General features: G+C 58.3%; 15 protein-coding genes. 11 read left to right on the forward strand and 4 right to left on the reverse strand.

All coding sequences use genetic code 11. The annotated features are described in order from the left end of the window. Positions 1-302 precede the first annotated feature (302 nt). Genes O1722_RS03980 through citG form a run of 8 tightly spaced genes read left to right on the forward strand, consistent with a single transcriptional unit; the run spans position 303 to position 7,614 of the window. Positions 303-1,664, forward strand: coding sequence for a 2-hydroxycarboxylate transporter family protein (locus O1722_RS03980; protein ID WP_015571852.1), 1,362 nt, complete (start codon positions 303-305; stop codon positions 1,662-1,664). 17 nt (positions 1,665-1,681) lie between these two features. Continuing rightward, positions 1,682-2,545 (forward strand): fumarylacetoacetate hydrolase family protein, encoded by an 864-nt coding sequence (locus tag O1722_RS03985; protein WP_033487651.1) that lies wholly within the window; start codon positions 1,682-1,684, stop codon positions 2,543-2,545. A gap of 13 nt (positions 2,546-2,558) precedes the next feature. Continuing rightward, a complete protein-coding gene (citC, locus tag O1722_RS03990) occupies positions 2,559-3,581 on the forward strand; it encodes a [citrate (pro-3S)-lyase] ligase (protein ID WP_032671991.1) in 1,023 nt (340 codons plus the stop codon). A 16-nt stretch (positions 3,582-3,597) separates the two neighbouring features. Continuing rightward, entirely contained in the window at positions 3,598-3,891 is a 294-nt protein-coding gene (citD, locus tag O1722_RS03995) for a citrate lyase acyl carrier protein (protein WP_017382935.1), read from the forward strand. Further along, complete coding sequence (gene citE, locus O1722_RS04000; protein ID WP_023306921.1) at positions 3,888-4,763, forward strand: citrate (pro-3S)-lyase subunit beta; 876 nt, start codon at positions 3,888-3,890, stop codon at positions 4,761-4,763. The genes citD and citE overlap by 4 nt, the downstream gene beginning before the upstream one ends. Positions 4,764-4,773: 10 nt before the next feature. Further along, positions 4,774-6,297, forward strand: coding sequence for a citrate lyase subunit alpha (gene citF, locus O1722_RS04005; RefSeq protein WP_023295416.1), 1,524 nt, complete (start codon positions 4,774-4,776; stop codon positions 6,295-6,297). Next, positions 6,294-6,833, forward strand: a complete 540-nt coding sequence (gene citX, locus O1722_RS04010) for a citrate lyase holo-[acyl-carrier protein] synthase (RefSeq protein WP_022651835.1) — start codon at positions 6,294-6,296, stop codon at positions 6,831-6,833. The genes citF and citX overlap by 4 nt, the downstream gene beginning before the upstream one ends. Next, positions 6,811-7,614 carry a triphosphoribosyl-dephospho-CoA synthase CitG gene (gene citG, locus O1722_RS04015; protein ID WP_033487650.1) on the forward strand — a complete coding sequence of 268 codons (804 nt, stop codon included), beginning with the start codon at positions 6,811-6,813 and terminating at the stop codon, positions 7,612-7,614. The genes citX and citG overlap by 23 nt, the downstream gene beginning before the upstream one ends. Positions 7,615-7,693: 79 nt before the next feature. On the opposite strand, the gene O1722_RS04020 is transcribed toward citG, so the two are convergent. From O1722_RS04020 to mutY, 4 genes are all read right to left on the reverse strand, one after another. Further along, positions 7,694-8,950 (reverse strand): nucleoside permease, encoded by a 1,257-nt coding sequence (locus tag O1722_RS04020; RefSeq protein WP_015571846.1) that lies wholly within the window; start codon positions 8,948-8,950, stop codon positions 7,694-7,696. Between the two features lie 282 nt (positions 8,951-9,232). Next, complete coding sequence (gene mltC / locus O1722_RS04025; RefSeq protein ID WP_017382930.1) at positions 9,233-10,309, reverse strand: membrane-bound lytic murein transglycosylase MltC; 1,077 nt, start codon at positions 10,307-10,309, stop codon at positions 9,233-9,235. Positions 10,310-10,433: 124 nt separating this feature from the next. After that, positions 10,434-10,706, reverse strand: a complete 273-nt coding sequence (locus tag O1722_RS04030) for an oxidative damage protection protein (RefSeq protein ID WP_003862425.1) — start codon at positions 10,704-10,706, stop codon at positions 10,434-10,436. Between the two features lie 26 nt (positions 10,707-10,732). Then, entirely contained in the window at positions 10,733-11,785 is a 1,053-nt protein-coding gene (mutY, locus tag O1722_RS04035; protein ID WP_166792074.1) for an A/G-specific adenine glycosylase, read from the reverse strand. Between the two features lie 144 nt (positions 11,786-11,929). Between mutY and trmB the strand changes: the two genes are divergently transcribed. Genes trmB through O1722_RS04050 form a run of 3 tightly spaced genes read left to right on the forward strand, consistent with a single transcriptional unit; the run spans position 11,930 to position 13,748 of the window. Further along, positions 11,930-12,649, forward strand: coding sequence for a tRNA (guanosine(46)-N7)-methyltransferase TrmB (gene trmB, locus O1722_RS04040; protein ID WP_015571843.1), 720 nt, complete (start codon positions 11,930-11,932; stop codon positions 12,647-12,649). Next, a complete protein-coding gene (locus O1722_RS04045) occupies positions 12,649-12,975 on the forward strand; it encodes a YggL family protein (protein ID WP_003862421.1) in 327 nt (108 codons plus the stop codon). Before trmB ends, O1722_RS04045 begins: the two co-directional genes overlap by 1 nt. Before the next feature lie 56 nt (positions 12,976-13,031). Continuing rightward, positions 13,032-13,748, forward strand: a complete 717-nt coding sequence (locus O1722_RS04050) for a YggN family protein (protein WP_015571842.1) — start codon at positions 13,032-13,034, stop codon at positions 13,746-13,748. The last annotated feature ends 65 nt before the right edge of the window (positions 13,749-13,813 follow it).

Below are 13,813 nucleotides of genomic sequence, written 5' to 3' on the forward strand. Positions count from 1 at the left end.
TTTTAAGGCCAGGATGCCCGCTTTGCCGAAAACTTGTGATCCCTTGCACAGCGCAGCCTGTAAAAGATTTTTCCGAAAGTCTCATCCTCTTAAGGTTAAATGAATAAATGTTATTTCTTTGTTCAGTTAAGAAAAGAAACCATAAAAACCACGGCAATAAATAAGGCGTAAATCACATTAAATAAAAGAAACCATTAAAACCATAGCGTCCATTAAAACTTCGCTTTTAATATGCCATCCCTCACATAAAGTAAGCCTTTGTGACTCTAAGCTGAACGCACAAAATAACTAAGGGGCTTATTATGAGCACAACTGACGATTCATTCTCTGTTACCCACGACCCGATTGATATTCAGCGGCCATCGCTCAAAGAGCGCTGGTGGCATATTATGGATACCTGGAAAATCGGCATTATTCCTCTGCCGCTGTTCGTTCTGGCGGGTGCGCTGATTGCGATTGATTGCCTGGGCGGAAAACTGCCGAGCGACATTGTGGTCATGGTGGCCACGCTGGCCTTCTTCGGCTTTGCCTGCGGTGAATTCGGCAAACGCCTGCCGATTGTCGGCAAGCTCGGTGCGGCGGCAATTTGCGCCACCTTTATCCCTTCCGCGCTGGTCTATTACGGCCTGCTGCCGGACGTGGTGGTTGAGTCCACGACCAAATTCTATAAATCCACCAATATTCTCTACCTCTATATCTGCTGCATTATCGTCGGCAGCATCATGAGTATGAACCGCACCGTGCTGATCCAGGGCTTCCTGCGCATCTTCTTCCCGATGCTGTGCGGTGAAATCGTCGGCATGATTGTCGGCATGGGTGTTGGGCTGGCGCTGGGCCTCGAGCCGTTCCAGATCTTCTTCTTTATCATTCTGCCGATCATGGCGGGCGGCGTCGGGGAAGGGGCGATCCCGCTCTCTATCGGCTATGCCACCCTGCTGCATATGGATCAGGGCGTGGCGCTCGGCCGCGTGCTGCCGATGGTGATGCTCGGCGGCCTGACGGCGATCATTATCTCCGGTTGCCTCAACCAGCTCGGTAAACGCTACCCGCACCTGACCGGTGAAGGCCAGCTGATGCCGAATCGCGCCAACGCTGATGCCACTGTTTCCCAACCTGCGTTCTCCGGCAAAGCGGACGTGACGACCATCGCCTCGGGCGCGCTGCTGGCGGTGCTGCTGTACATGCTGGGCATGCTCGGTCACAAGCTGATTGGTCTGCCAGCGCCGGTGGGCATGTTGTTTATGGCGGTGCTGGTGAAGCTCTGCAACGGCGCCTCTCCGCGTCTGCTGGAGGGTTCCCAGGTGGTGTACAAATTCTTCCAGACCTCCGTGACCTACCCAATCCTCTTCGCTGTCGGCGTGGCGATTACCCCATGGCATGAACTGGTGGCGGCGTTCACCGTCAGCAACCTGCTGGTGATTGTCAGCACCGTTTCCGCGCTGGTGGCGACCGGATTCTTCGTTGGCAAAAAGATTGGTATGCACCCGATTGATGTCGCCATCGTCTCCTGCTGTCAGAGCGGGCAGGGTGGCACCGGTGACGTGGCGATCCTGACCGCAGGCAACCGCATGAGCCTGATGCCATTCGCCCAGATTGCTACCCGTATCGGCGGCGCGATTAACGTCTCTGTCTCACTGCTGATTCTGGGCAACTTCCTCGTTTAAGTTTTCAGGAAAGAACAATGAAACTCGCAAGCTTTTTATACCAGGGAAAACGCAGCTACGGCATCGTACAGGCCGAAGGCGTGATTGATTTGGGCCGCCGCCTGGGCGACCGCTATGGCGACCTTAAAGCGCTGTTGCAGGGGAACGGGCTGGCGCAGGCCACCCGTTTTCTGAACGACGTGGTGGATGTACCGCTGAACGCCATCACCTTCTTACCGGTGATTGTCCAGCCGGAAAAAATCCTCTGCGTGGGCATGAACTATGCCGACAAGCGCAAGGAGTTTGACCAGCACAACCCGGCCCCGACGCTGTTTGTCCGCTTCCCGGATTCACAGACCGGCCACAACGAGCCGGTGCTGAAGCCGCGCCACTCCAGCGAGTTCGACTACGAAGGCGAGCTGGCGGTGATCATCGGCAAAGGCGGGGAGAACATCAGCCGCGACGACGCCCTGCGCCACGTGGCGGGCTACAGCTGTTACATGGACGGCTCCGCCCGCGACTGGCAGCACACCTGGTTCACCGCCGGGAAAAACTGGCGCCAGACCGGGGCGTTCGGCCCGTGGATGGCGACGGCGGATGAGATCCCGGACCCGCACAGCCTGGCGATCCGCACCTGGCTGAACGGCCGCATGGTGCAGGAAGACAACACCAGCAGCATGATCCACAAGGTGGCGGAGCTGATCGAGTATATCAGCACCTTCACCCGTCTCAGCCCGGGCGACGTGATCATCACCGGCTCGCCTGGTGGCGTGGGTAAAAAGCGCAACCCGCCGCTGTTTATGAAGGAGGGGGATCGCATTGAGGTGGAGATCGAGCATATCGGTCATCTGAGCAACGTGATCGTGGAAGCGCCAGCCGTCGGGCTCGCGGCAGCGCACTGAGTAAGGCGGCAGCATGCAATCGCAACCCATTGATTTTCGGCACACCGTTGTGGCGAAACACCCGGAACGCTTAAGCCAGATCCGCTACCTGCTGGCAGACAGCGGCCTCGGCCTGGACAACGACATCACGCTGTTTGTCGAAGCCTGGTCCGGCGCGCAGCTGGTGGGGTGCGCCGGGCTGGCTGCCAACGTCATCAAATGCGTGGCGGTCAACGAGCAGCTTCGTGGGGAAAACCTCAGCGCGCGTCTGCTGGCAGAGGTGGAAAACGCGGCGCTGGAGCGCGGCCATTTTCACCTCTTCCTCTGCACCCGTCCGTGCAATAAGGAGCGCTTTGGCCGCAGCGGTTTCTGGCCGATTGCCCAGAGCGGGAACAACGCGGTGCTAATGGAGAACACTCCGCAGGGGATCGCGCGCTACTGCCGATCCCTGCGCGCGAAGCGCCGGTGTGGGGAAAAAACGGGCGCGATCGTGATGAACGCCAATCCCTTCACCCTCGGCCATCGTCATCTGGTGGAGCAGGCGGCGACGCAGTGCGATGCCCTGCATCTGTTTGTGGTGCGTGAAGACGCCTCGTTCTTCCCGTTCAGCGCGCGCCTCGAGATGGTGCGTGCGGGCGTGGCGCATCTGCCGAACGTGGTGGTGCATGAAGGCTCGCAGTACATCATCTCCCGCGCCACCTTCCCGGCCTACTTCCTGAAGGAGACCGGCAAAGTGCAGCAGGCGTGGAGCGAGATCGACGTGCTGATCTTCCGGGACTATATCGCCCCGGCGCTGGGCATCACACACCGCTTCATCGGCTCGGAGCCGTTCTGCGACATCACGCGGCAGTACAACCAGACGCTGCACGACCTTCTGGCCTCGCATATTGAGGTGGTGGAGATGCCGCGCATCAAGGCCACCGGCAACGCCATTTCGGCCTCGGAAGTGCGCCGTTTACTCAAGACACAGCAGTTTTCCCGGATCCGGGAGATTGTCCCGGACTCCACCTTCGCGCACCTCGAAGCACATTATCGTGCGAGTGCGGAAGTCGCATAACTATCAGGAATTTATCATGAATATTGTAAGGGAGGCGCTGGCCGGAACGCAGGAGTCCAGCGACCTGATGGTGAAAATCGCCCCCGCTCACGGTGAGCTGGAGATTGTCATCCACAGTGAAGTGATTAAGCAGTTTGGCGAGCAAATACGCCAGGTGGTCAACGACACATTGCGCGCCATGAACGTGCACCAGGGATTAATCATTATTGAAGACAAAGGGGCGCTGGACTGTGTGATCCGCGCTCGCCTGCAAAGCGCGCTTCTGCGTGCCGCCGATGAACAGGCCATCAACTGGGGGGCGCTGAAATGAGCAAACTCCGCCGCAGTATGCTGTTCCTGCCAGGCGCCAATGCCGCCATGCTCTCTACCGCCTTTATCTACCGCCCCGACTCCATCATGTTTGACCTTGAGGACGCCGTGGCCCTGCGCGAGAAAGACACCGCACGCATGCTGGTGTTCCACGCGTTGCAGCACCCGATGTATCAGGATATTGAAACCGTGGTGCGCATTAACCCGCTGAGCACGCCGTTTGGCCTGCTGGATCTGGAGGCCGCCGTGCGCGCGGGCGTGGACGTGATTCGCCTGCCGAAAACCGACACCCCGGACGATATTTACGAGCTGGAAGGCCACCTCGAGCGCATTGAGCAGGAGTGCGGGCGCGAAGTGGGTTCCACCCGCGTGATGGCGGCGATTGAATCGGCCATTGGCGTTATCAACGCCGTGGCGATTGCCCGCAGCTCCCCGCGCCTGATCGGCATCGCGCTGGCCGCCTTTGACTACGTGATGGACATGCAGACCGAGCGCGGCGACGGCACCGAGCTGTTCTATGCCCGCTGCGCCGTGCTGCACGCCGCACGCGCCGCCGGTATCGACGCCTTCGACGTGGTGTGGTCCGACGTTAACGACGAAGCCGGGTTCCTGCGCGAGGTCGACCTGATCCGCAAGATGGGCTTCAACGGCAAATCGCTGATTAACCCGCGCCAGATAGACCTGCTGCACAACGCCTACGCCCCGACTCAGGAAGAGGTGGATCACGCCAAAAGGGTGATTGAGGCGGCAGAAGAGGGCGAGCGTAACGGCCTGGGCGTGGTGTCGCTCAACGGCAAAATGGTGGATGCACCGATTATTAACCACGCGCAGGTGGTGCTGGAGCGCGCGGCGGCCTCTGGCGTGCGTCGGTAAGGATGACATAATGAATCAGACAGAACTTCTCCATGTAAATTTCCCCCATCTGCGGGATCTGAAACCCTTTGATACCGCCCACAGCGCGACGCCGTGGCTGGCGGACAGCGAGGCGAAGCACAGCCGCAAGCTCTGCGCCTCAATTGAAGAGGCGGTTAAGCGCAGCGGCTTGCAGGACGGGATGACCATCTCCTTCCACCATGCCTTTCGCGAAGGCGACCGGGTGATCAACACCGTCGTGGCGCTGCTGGCGCGGATGGGCTTCAAAAATCTGACCCTGGCTTCCAGCTCGCTGATGACCTGCAATGACGCGCTGATCGAGCATATCGAGAGTGGCGTCATCACCCGGATTTACACCTCCGGCATGCGCGGCAGGCTGGCGGATGCCATCTCCCACGGGCTAATGGACGAGCCGGTACAAATTCACTCCCACGGCGGGCGCGTGAAGCTGCTCCAGGACGGCGAACTGAGCATCGACGTGGCATTTCTTGGCGTGCCGTGCAGCGATGAGTTTGGCAACGCCAACGGCACGCACGGAAAATCGTGCTGCGGTTCGCTGGGCTACGCCATGGTGGACGCGCACTTTGCCCGTAAGGTGGTGCTGCTGACCGAAGCGCTGGTGCCATTCCCCAATATGCCCGCCAGCCTGGTGCAGGATCAGGTGGACTACATCGTGCAGGTGGAGAGCGTGGGCGACCCGGCGAAAATCAGCGTCGGCGCGGCGCGCGTCACCAGCAACCCGCGCGAGCTGATGATCGCCCGCTATGCGGCGGACGTGATTGAACACTCTGGCTATTTCAAACCAGGCTTCTCGATGCAGACCGGCTCCGGCGCAGCGGCCACCGCCTGCACCCGTTTTATGGAAGAGAAGATGGAGCGCGGCGGCGTGAAGGCGCGCTTCGCCCTTGGCGGCATCACCGGCAGCCTGGTGGATCTGCACGAGAAGGGGCTCATCGAAAAGCTGCTCGACACCCAGTGCTTTGACGGCCAGGCAGCGGCCTCGCTGGCGCGCAACCCGAACCACGTGGAGATCTCCACCAACGTCTACGCCAACCCCGGCAGCAAGGCGGCAAGCTGCGACCAGCTCGACGTGGTGATCCTCAGCGCCCTGGAAATCGACGTCGACTTTAACGTCAATGTCATCACCGGCTCCGATGGCGTGATGCGTGGCGCATCCGGCGGACACTGCGACGTGGCGGCGGCAGCCAACCTGACCATTGTGGTCGCGCCGCTGCTGCGAAGCCGCATCCCGACCGTCGTGAAGCGCGTTACCACCCGCCTCACGCCGGGGGAGAGCATTGACGTGCTGGTCACCGACCATGGTATTGCGGTCAACCCGGCGCGCCCGGAGATCCGCGAACGACTTATGGAAGCAGGGCTGAAGGTTGTAGATATCAACGCGCTGTATGAGCGAGCGATTTCGTTGACAGGCGTACCGAAACCGATTGAGTTCACCGACAAAATCGTCGGGGTGATCCGCTACCGCGACGGCAGCGTGATCGACACCGTGCGACAGGTAAAGGAGGAAGTGTGACGATTGCGACACCCGTGCGGACGGGTGTCAGCCTGGACGAACTGCTGGCGGCGAAAGAGCGCCGCGCAGCGCGCCAGGCTGACATGCTTGCGCACTATCAACAACCGGTGATCTCCCTCACGCTGGTTACGCCCGGGGAAATCAAAGACAGCCTTCGCTATCGCAACACCATGGGCGTGGCGCTGCAAATGTGCGACCAGCTGCTGTGGGAAAACCGCTGGCAGGTGCTGGACCGTAAGGTGCTGTGGCTACCCACCGGACCTGAAGCCTTGTGGTGCATCGCGCATCCGGCGGCGGAAATTAAGGCGCACTGTGCAGAACTGGAGCAGACGCACCCACTCGGCAGGCTGTGGGATCTGGATGTGATCTGCCCTGAAAACGGCCACGTCGGGCGTCAGTCGCTGGGGGCGAATCTCAGACGCTGCCTGATCTGTGACGAGCCCGCTCATGCCTGTTCCCGTTCGCGCAATCACCCCGCTGAGCAGGTGGTTTCCCGCGTGGAGAAGATGATCGATGACTGGTTTGCTCGCGACTGAACCGCGCCCGGTTGATCTCCCTGCGCTTGCCGCAGAGGCGCTGTGGCAGGAGCTGGAGCTGACGCCAAAACCGGGGCTGGTGGACAGGCTCAATAACGGCTCCCATCGCGATATGGACCATGCCTTGTTTGTCCGCAGCATTATGGCGATTACGCCGTGGTTTGCCCGGTTTGCGGAACTGGGTGAAGCACATGCGGCCAAACCTGCCGATCGGCAGTTGCGGATTCTTCGCCCAATGGGAATGGCCTGCGAGCAGGCAATGTACGCCGCCACGGGCGGGGTAAATACCCACAAGGGCGGGATTTTTGCCCTCGGTTTGCTCTGCTTCGCCGCCGGGCGTGTGAAAAATATCACTGCGGATAGCCTCTGTTGTGAGGTAAGTAACATCTGTCATGGGCTGGTGGCGAGGGAGCTGGCCGGGCGCAGTGGGCAGGCAACGGCGGGGGAGCGGCAGTTTCAGCTGTACGGTTTAACCGGCGCGCGTGGCGAGGCAGAAAGCGGCTTTGCCACGGTGCGTAAGGCTTTGGATGCGTGGAACGGTCAGTCGCTTCACGGCCTGCTGTTGCGCCTGATGGCGGTAAATCAGGACAGCAATCTCGTTTCGCGCGGCGGCATTGAGGGGCTGCGCTACGTTCAGGGCTACGCGCGGGAATTACTGGCTAACGGCTGGGACTGCGAGGCGTTGCTGAAGATGGATAAAGCATTGATTGAACGCAATCTGAGCCCGGGCGGCAGCGCGGATTTGCTGTCGGTGGGGTGGGTGCTTTCTGGAATAAAATAGCCGGGTGGCGGCTACGCCTTACCCGGCCTACGGTCTGGTTTTCCAGGCCCGGTAAGCGCAGCGCCACCGGGCACAACAATCAATGCGCGATCGGCTGCGCACCGTGCGGCTCGCGCACGTGCTTGTACTTGAACAGCGCGATGAACGCGAAGAACAGCACCAGCGAGTACCCGGCGAAGATCAGCCACACTGGTTGCCAGTTGGTGATGCCGTTAGTGGTATACATCTCAACCACTTTGCCGCTCACCACGCCGCCCAGAATACAGCCGAAGCCGTTGGTCATCATCAGGAACATGCCCTGCGCACTGGCGCGGATTTCAGGCTTCACCTCTTTTTCCACAAACACCGAGCCGGAGATGTTGAAGAAGTCGAAGGCACAGCCGTAAACAATCATCGACAGAACCAGCAGCACGGTGCCGAACGCGCTCGGGTCGCCATAGGCGAACAGACCGAAGCGCAACATCCAGGCGGCGATACTGATCAGCATGACGTTCTTGATACCGTAGCGGCTCAGGAAGAACGGGATGGTCAGGATGAACAGCGTCTCGGAGATCTGCGAGATGGACATCATCACCGACGCGTGTTCGACGATAAAGCTCCCGGCAAACAGCGGATCGTTATCGAAGCTGTGCAGGAAGGTATTACCGAACATGTTGGTGATTTGCAGTTCCGCGCCCAGCAGCATGGAGAAGATAAAGAAGATCGCCATGCGCTTGTTTTTAAACAGTGCGAAGGCGTCCAGGCCAAGCATGGTGCTCCAGCTCTGGTTTTTCTGCTGATTAGATACCGGAATGGTGGGCAGTGTCAGGGTGAACAGCGCCAGCAGTACGGAGAGCGCCGCGCCGATGTAGAGCTGCATATGGCTCAGCTCGAAGCCCGCGAAGCTCACGCCCCACATCGCCATGATAAAGCCGATGGTGCCCCAGATACGGATTGGCGGGAAGTCGGTGACGATATCCAGACCGGCAGATTTCAGGCGATAGTAGGAGATGGTGTTGATCAGGCCAAGCGTTGGCATATAGGCCAGCGAGTTAAGCAGGATCACCATGAACATCGCCCCCGGCGTGGTCACTTCGGCCGCCATAAACAGCGTCCCCGCACCCACCAGGTGGCAAAGCATATACAGCCATTTCGCGCTTAGCCATTTATCCGCCACGATACCGAGCAGCGTTGGCATGAAGACAGCCGCAATACCCAGCGAGCTGTAAACGGCACCGATCGACGCACCATCGAACTTGAGCGTCACAAACATATAGGAGCCGAGTGTAGTCAGCCAGCTACCCCACAGGCAGAACTGCAGAAACGACAAGATTTTAAGCTGCAGCTTAAGGTTCATGTTACTTTCCTCACAAGTGAGCGGGAGATATGTTGTTTTGGGAACATTCAGGGTTGTTATTTGATGCAATTCTATCAGTTGGCAACGATATGTTTTGTTACCTCCCGCAAAAAAATGCAATCCACATTAATTTGCAGTCTGGATTGTGATGCAAATAGCATTTTCGTATGGGTGGGATGAGATGGGTGCGGTCTGATGTCCCCTCTCCCTGCCCTCTCCCAGAGGGAGAGGGAACTTGAATACCCTCTCCCTCTGGGAGAGGGCAGGGTGAGGGGTAGTTTTCTAGCGGCGACGGTAGTTCTTCTGCGCCGTATTCACCTTATACAGATAGCGGCGTGATTCCGCAGACGGGTGGCGGGTGGTGAGGGTTGAGTAGACATCCCCCGGCGCCATGCTGTTGATGATGTTCGCGGCCTGCACTTTGTCATTTGAGAAGACGCGCAGCACGCTGCCCGCCCCGCCGTTATAGGCGGTGATCACCGCATAGCGGCGTGAGGTTGGGTTATCAATCCCGCCCAGGTAGACATTGTTCAGCATCGCCAGGTAGGCCGTACCGGTATCAATGTTGCTTTGCGGATCGAACAGGTAGCTGCGGCTCGGCGTGCCGGATTTCCCCTGTGCGCGGAACACGTCTTTACCGGCGCTGTGCTGTACAACCTGCATCAGCCCCAGCGCGTCGGAACGGCTTACCGCGTAGGGGTTGAACGAGGACTCGGTCTGCATAATCGCCAGGATCAGCGACTCATCCACGCCATACTTACGCGACGCCTGACGCACCATGCCCAGATACTTATGCGCACGCTTGTCGAGGTGGTTCGGCACCAGGTTGATCGTGACGCTGTAGATCACTTTCAGGCCGTTGGTGCGGCTTTTCAGGCGCGTTTGCAGCAGGTAGTCGGCAAATTTCGTGGCGCGGCCTTCCCAGCGGATCGGCTGACCGGTCTGGTCAACGACCTGGCCATACAGAAACGGCTCTTTGGAGATGGTGATGTCATCGGCATCAGAGTAGAGGTCGATAGACCCCGGATCGTCGCCCATCAGCAGGGTTTTGATGATGGCCTGACGTAAATGCGCCGCAGGTTCAGTCCCTGCGATGGTTTCAACCGTAATCGTACCGTCATCGAAGTTGATGTGGCTACGGGTCTGATAGGCGTCGGTGTACTTAACGTAGTCCTTCGGTCCGGCAATAAGAACTTCGTTAAATCCCCATATGTTCTCGATGTTGTGGGCAAACTGCCCCATCAAAATGTCAAAACCGTTGGTGTCCTTGACCCAGGCTTCGTTGTATTCATCGCCTTTTTTGGAAGAACAAGACACAAGCAACGGCGCAACAAGGGCTAGCGCTAAAAGTTTTTTCATCATTCCGGGAGTGCGTGTTGTGTTTGCTTTGGGGTTGCTGTTGCCGGGTGGCGCTGCGCTTACCCGGCCTACAAAACCGTAGGCCCGTGCAAGCGCAGCGCCGCCGGGCAGCAGCCGCAGAGTATTATTTTTCCGGTGGCGTATAGCCTTCGATATGGACGTCTTTACCCTCGAACAGGAAGTTCACCATCTCCTGCTCCAGCAGTTTGCGGTGTTCCGGGTTCATCATGCTGAGCTTTTTCTCGTTGATCAGCATGGTCTGCTTCTTCTGCCACTGTCCCCAGGCTTCTTTGGAGATCTCGTTGTAAATGCGCTTACCCAGGTCGCCCGGGTAGAGCTGGAAATCCTGGCCTTCAGCGTCGCGCTGTAGGAAAGTACAAAAAATGGTTCTGGCCATACTCATTCCTCTTTGTCTTGCCGATGCTAAACCATTGCACCGACACGTAATTGCTGTAACAGGCGCTCCACGGGAGCCGCCAGCCCGACTGATGGCGGTTGCGCTAAGTTATACCAGAGAGCGGTGCCTTCATCCATGCACGACGTGAATGAGGACACGGGAAGCCACATCGGCACAATATCCAGATGGAAATGGCTGAAGGTATGACGGAACGCGTTGAGTTGCGTCAGGGTATCGGCCGCAATGCCGCGCTGTTCAAGCCATGCCCGAAGCGAGGCTTCATCCTCAAACTGTGGGAAGCAGTATAGACCACCCCACAGGCCACTCGGCGGGCGCTGAGCGAGAAATACCTCGTCGCCATGCTGCATCAGCAGCATGTACCCGGTGCGTTCAGGCAGCGTCTGCTTCGGTTTTTTCCCCGGATACTGCGCCCAGGTGTGGTTCGCATACGCCACGCAGAGGTTGTTTACCGGGCAAAGTTCGCACTTCGGTTTTGAACGGGTGCAGACCATCGCGCCCAGATCCATCATCGCCTGGTTAAAACGCTCCACTCCTTTCGCCGGAGTGACCGCTTCACTGATCTCCCACAGGCGTTTCTCAACCTCTTTCTTGCCCGGCCAGCCATCTACGGCGTAGCAGCGTGCGAGCACGCGCTTGACGTTGCCGTCGAGAATAGGGAAATGTTTGCCTAAAGAGAGGGAGAGGATTGCGCCTGCGGTTGAACGCCCGACGCCGGGCAAATCCGCCACCTCGTCAAAGGTCTCCGGGAATTTACCGTTGTGGCGGGTGGCGACCTGCTTTGCGGCTTTGTGCAGGTTGCGCGCGCGGGCGTAATAGCCGAGGCCTGTCCACAGGTGCAGTACCTCGTCCAGCGGCGCGTTGGCCAGATCCGTGATTGTCGGGAAGCGCGCCATAAAACGCTCGAAGTAAGGAATGACCGTCGCGACCTGCGTTTGTTGCAACATCACCTCGGAGAGCCATACTTTGTACGGCGTTTTTTCAATTTGCCAGGGCAGGGTTTTACGCCCGTATTTGTCGTACCAGTCCAGCACCTGGGCTGAAAATTGAGAGGCTTGCATGGTCATCGATTCGCTTAATCAGGGACGCAGATTGCAGCACAGCGTCAATCTGCTGTAAACCGGATCTTTCCCATGCTTGCATAGAAGCCTTAACTTTGGATAATGCCCGTTTCCCGAACATTCTCACAAGCAGACAACTCTTTTATGAAAAACGACGTCATTTCACCGGAATTTGATGAAAACGGTCGCCCGCTGCGCCGTATTCGCAGCTTTGTCCGCCGTCAGGGGCGCCTGACAAAAGGGCAGCAACACGCGCTGGACAACTACTGGCCGGTGATGGGCGTTGAGTTCAGCGAGCAACCGCTCGACTTCACCGACCTGTTTGGCCGCGACGCGCCAGTGACGCTGGAGATTGGTTTTGGCATGGGCACCTCGCTGGTGACCATGGCAAAAGCGCGCCCGGAGCAGAACTTCCTCGGTATCGAAGTACACTCGCCGGGCGTCGGCGCGTGCCTGGCAACGGCCCACGAAGAGGGCGTTGAGAACCTGCGCGTCATGTGTCACGACGCGGTGGAAGTGCTGCACAAAATGATTCCTGACAATTCTTTGAACATGGTTCAGCTCTTTTTCCCTGACCCATGGCACAAAGCGCGTCATAATAAACGCCGTATCGTTCAGGCGCCGTTTGCCGAGCTGGTGAAAAGTAAGCTCAAGCTGGGCGGCGTTTTCCACATGGCAACCGACTGGGAACCTTATGCGGAACATATGCTGGAAGTGATGTCGTCCCTGGACGGGTATAAAAATCAGTCTGAAAGCAACGACTACGTACCGCGTCCGGATTCACGTCCGGTGACAAAATTTGAACAGCGTGGCCATCGTCTTGGTCACGGCGTATGGGACTTAATGTTCGAGAGGGTGAAATAATGGCAAAGAATCGTAGCCGTCGTCTGCGTAAAAAGATGCACATCGAAGAATTCCAGGAAGTGGGCTTCTCCGTTGCCTGGCGCTTCCCGGAAGGCACCAGTGTGGAACAGATCGATCAGGACGTTGATGCGTTCATCAACGAGGTGATCGAGCCAAACAAGCTGGCCTTCGACGGTAGCGGCTATCTGGCGTGGGAAGGTCTGATTTGCACCCAGGAAGTGGGGAAATGCACCGAAGAGCATCAGGCGCTGGTACGCAAATGGCTTGAAGACCACAAACTGGAAGATGTCCGCGTTAGCGAACTTTTCGACGTTTGGTGGGACTAATAAAGCAAGAACGGGCCAGCATTAGCTGGCCCATTTTGTCTGAGGGAGTGTTAAAGATGCGCAAAACGTTGCTGGCTGTTGCTTTACTGGCAATCGGAACCACCGCCCATGCGGAGTATAAATGTAGCGTCACCCCGCGTGATGACGTGGTGCTGAGTCCGCAAACCGTGCAGGTTAAGGGCGAGAATGGCAATCTGGTGATTACGCCGGATGGCAACGTGACCTTTAACGGCAAACCGCAAAACCTGACGGCCGCCCAGCGCGAGCAGGCGATGGACTACCAGGCCGAGTTGCGTACCGCGCTGCCCTGGATCAACGATGGCGCGCTGACCCGCGTTGAAAAGAGCCGCGTGGCGCTGGATAAAATCATCACCAAAGAGGTGGGGGAGAGCAGCAATATGCGCACCCGCCTGACGAAGCTGGATAAACAGCTGAAAGAGCAGATGAACCGTATTATCGAGACGCGCTCTGATGGCCTGACGTTCCACTATAAGGCGATCGATCAGGTGCGTGCCGACGGTCAGCAGCTGGTGAACCAGGCGATGGGCGGCATTCTCCAGGACAGCATCAACGAGATGGGCGCCAAAGCGGTGCTGAAGGGTGGCGGTAATCCGTTGCAGGGTGTACTGGGTAGCCTGGGCGGACTGCAAACCTCGATTCAGAACGAGTGGAAGAATCAGGAAGCCGATTTCCAGCAGTTCGGCAAAGACGTGTGTAAACGCGTGGTGTCGCTGGAAGACAGCCGGAAGGCGCTGGTGGGGACGTTGAAGTAATATTTGTGCGCACTGGGCCCTCACCCCGGCCCTCTCCCACAGGGAGAGGGAGTAACCAGTTCCCT

The sequence above is a fragment of the Enterobacter cloacae complex sp. HYC003_NIDB genome (assembly GCF_056673375.1).

Excerpts from the sequence above, each read along its gene's own strand:
- O1722_RS03980 (WP_015571852.1), top strand. The coding sequence starts at position 303 with ATGAGCACAACTGACGATTCATTCTCTGTTACCCACGACCCGATTGAT.
- O1722_RS03985 (WP_033487651.1), top strand. The coding sequence starts at position 1,682 with ATGAAACTCGCAAGCTTTTTATACCAGGGAAAACGCAGCTACGGCATC.
- citC (WP_032671991.1), top strand. The coding sequence starts at position 2,559 with ATGCAATCGCAACCCATTGATTTTCGGCACACCGTTGTGGCGAAACAC.
- citD (WP_017382935.1), top strand. The coding sequence starts at position 3,598 with ATGAATATTGTAAGGGAGGCGCTGGCCGGAACGCAGGAGTCCAGCGAC.
- citE (WP_023306921.1), top strand. The coding sequence starts at position 3,888 with ATGAGCAAACTCCGCCGCAGTATGCTGTTCCTGCCAGGCGCCAATGCC.
- citF (WP_023295416.1), top strand. The coding sequence starts at position 4,774 with ATGAATCAGACAGAACTTCTCCATGTAAATTTCCCCCATCTGCGGGAT.
- citG (WP_033487650.1), top strand. The coding sequence starts at position 6,811 with ATGACTGGTTTGCTCGCGACTGAACCGCGCCCGGTTGATCTCCCTGCG.
- O1722_RS04020 (WP_015571846.1), bottom strand. The coding sequence starts at position 8,950 with ATGAACCTTAAGCTGCAGCTTAAAATCTTGTCGTTTCTGCAGTTCTGC.
- mltC (WP_017382930.1), bottom strand. The coding sequence starts at position 10,309 with ATGAAAAAACTTTTAGCGCTAGCCCTTGTTGCGCCGTTGCTTGTGTCT.
- O1722_RS04030 (WP_003862425.1), bottom strand. The coding sequence starts at position 10,706 with ATGGCCAGAACCATTTTTTGTACTTTCCTACAGCGCGACGCTGAAGGC.
- mutY (WP_166792074.1), bottom strand. The coding sequence starts at position 11,785 with ATGCAAGCCTCTCAATTTTCAGCCCAGGTGCTGGACTGGTACGACAAA.
- trmB (WP_015571843.1), top strand. The coding sequence starts at position 11,930 with ATGAAAAACGACGTCATTTCACCGGAATTTGATGAAAACGGTCGCCCG.
- O1722_RS04045 (WP_003862421.1), top strand. The coding sequence starts at position 12,649 with ATGGCAAAGAATCGTAGCCGTCGTCTGCGTAAAAAGATGCACATCGAA.
- O1722_RS04050 (WP_015571842.1), top strand. The coding sequence starts at position 13,032 with ATGCGCAAAACGTTGCTGGCTGTTGCTTTACTGGCAATCGGAACCACC.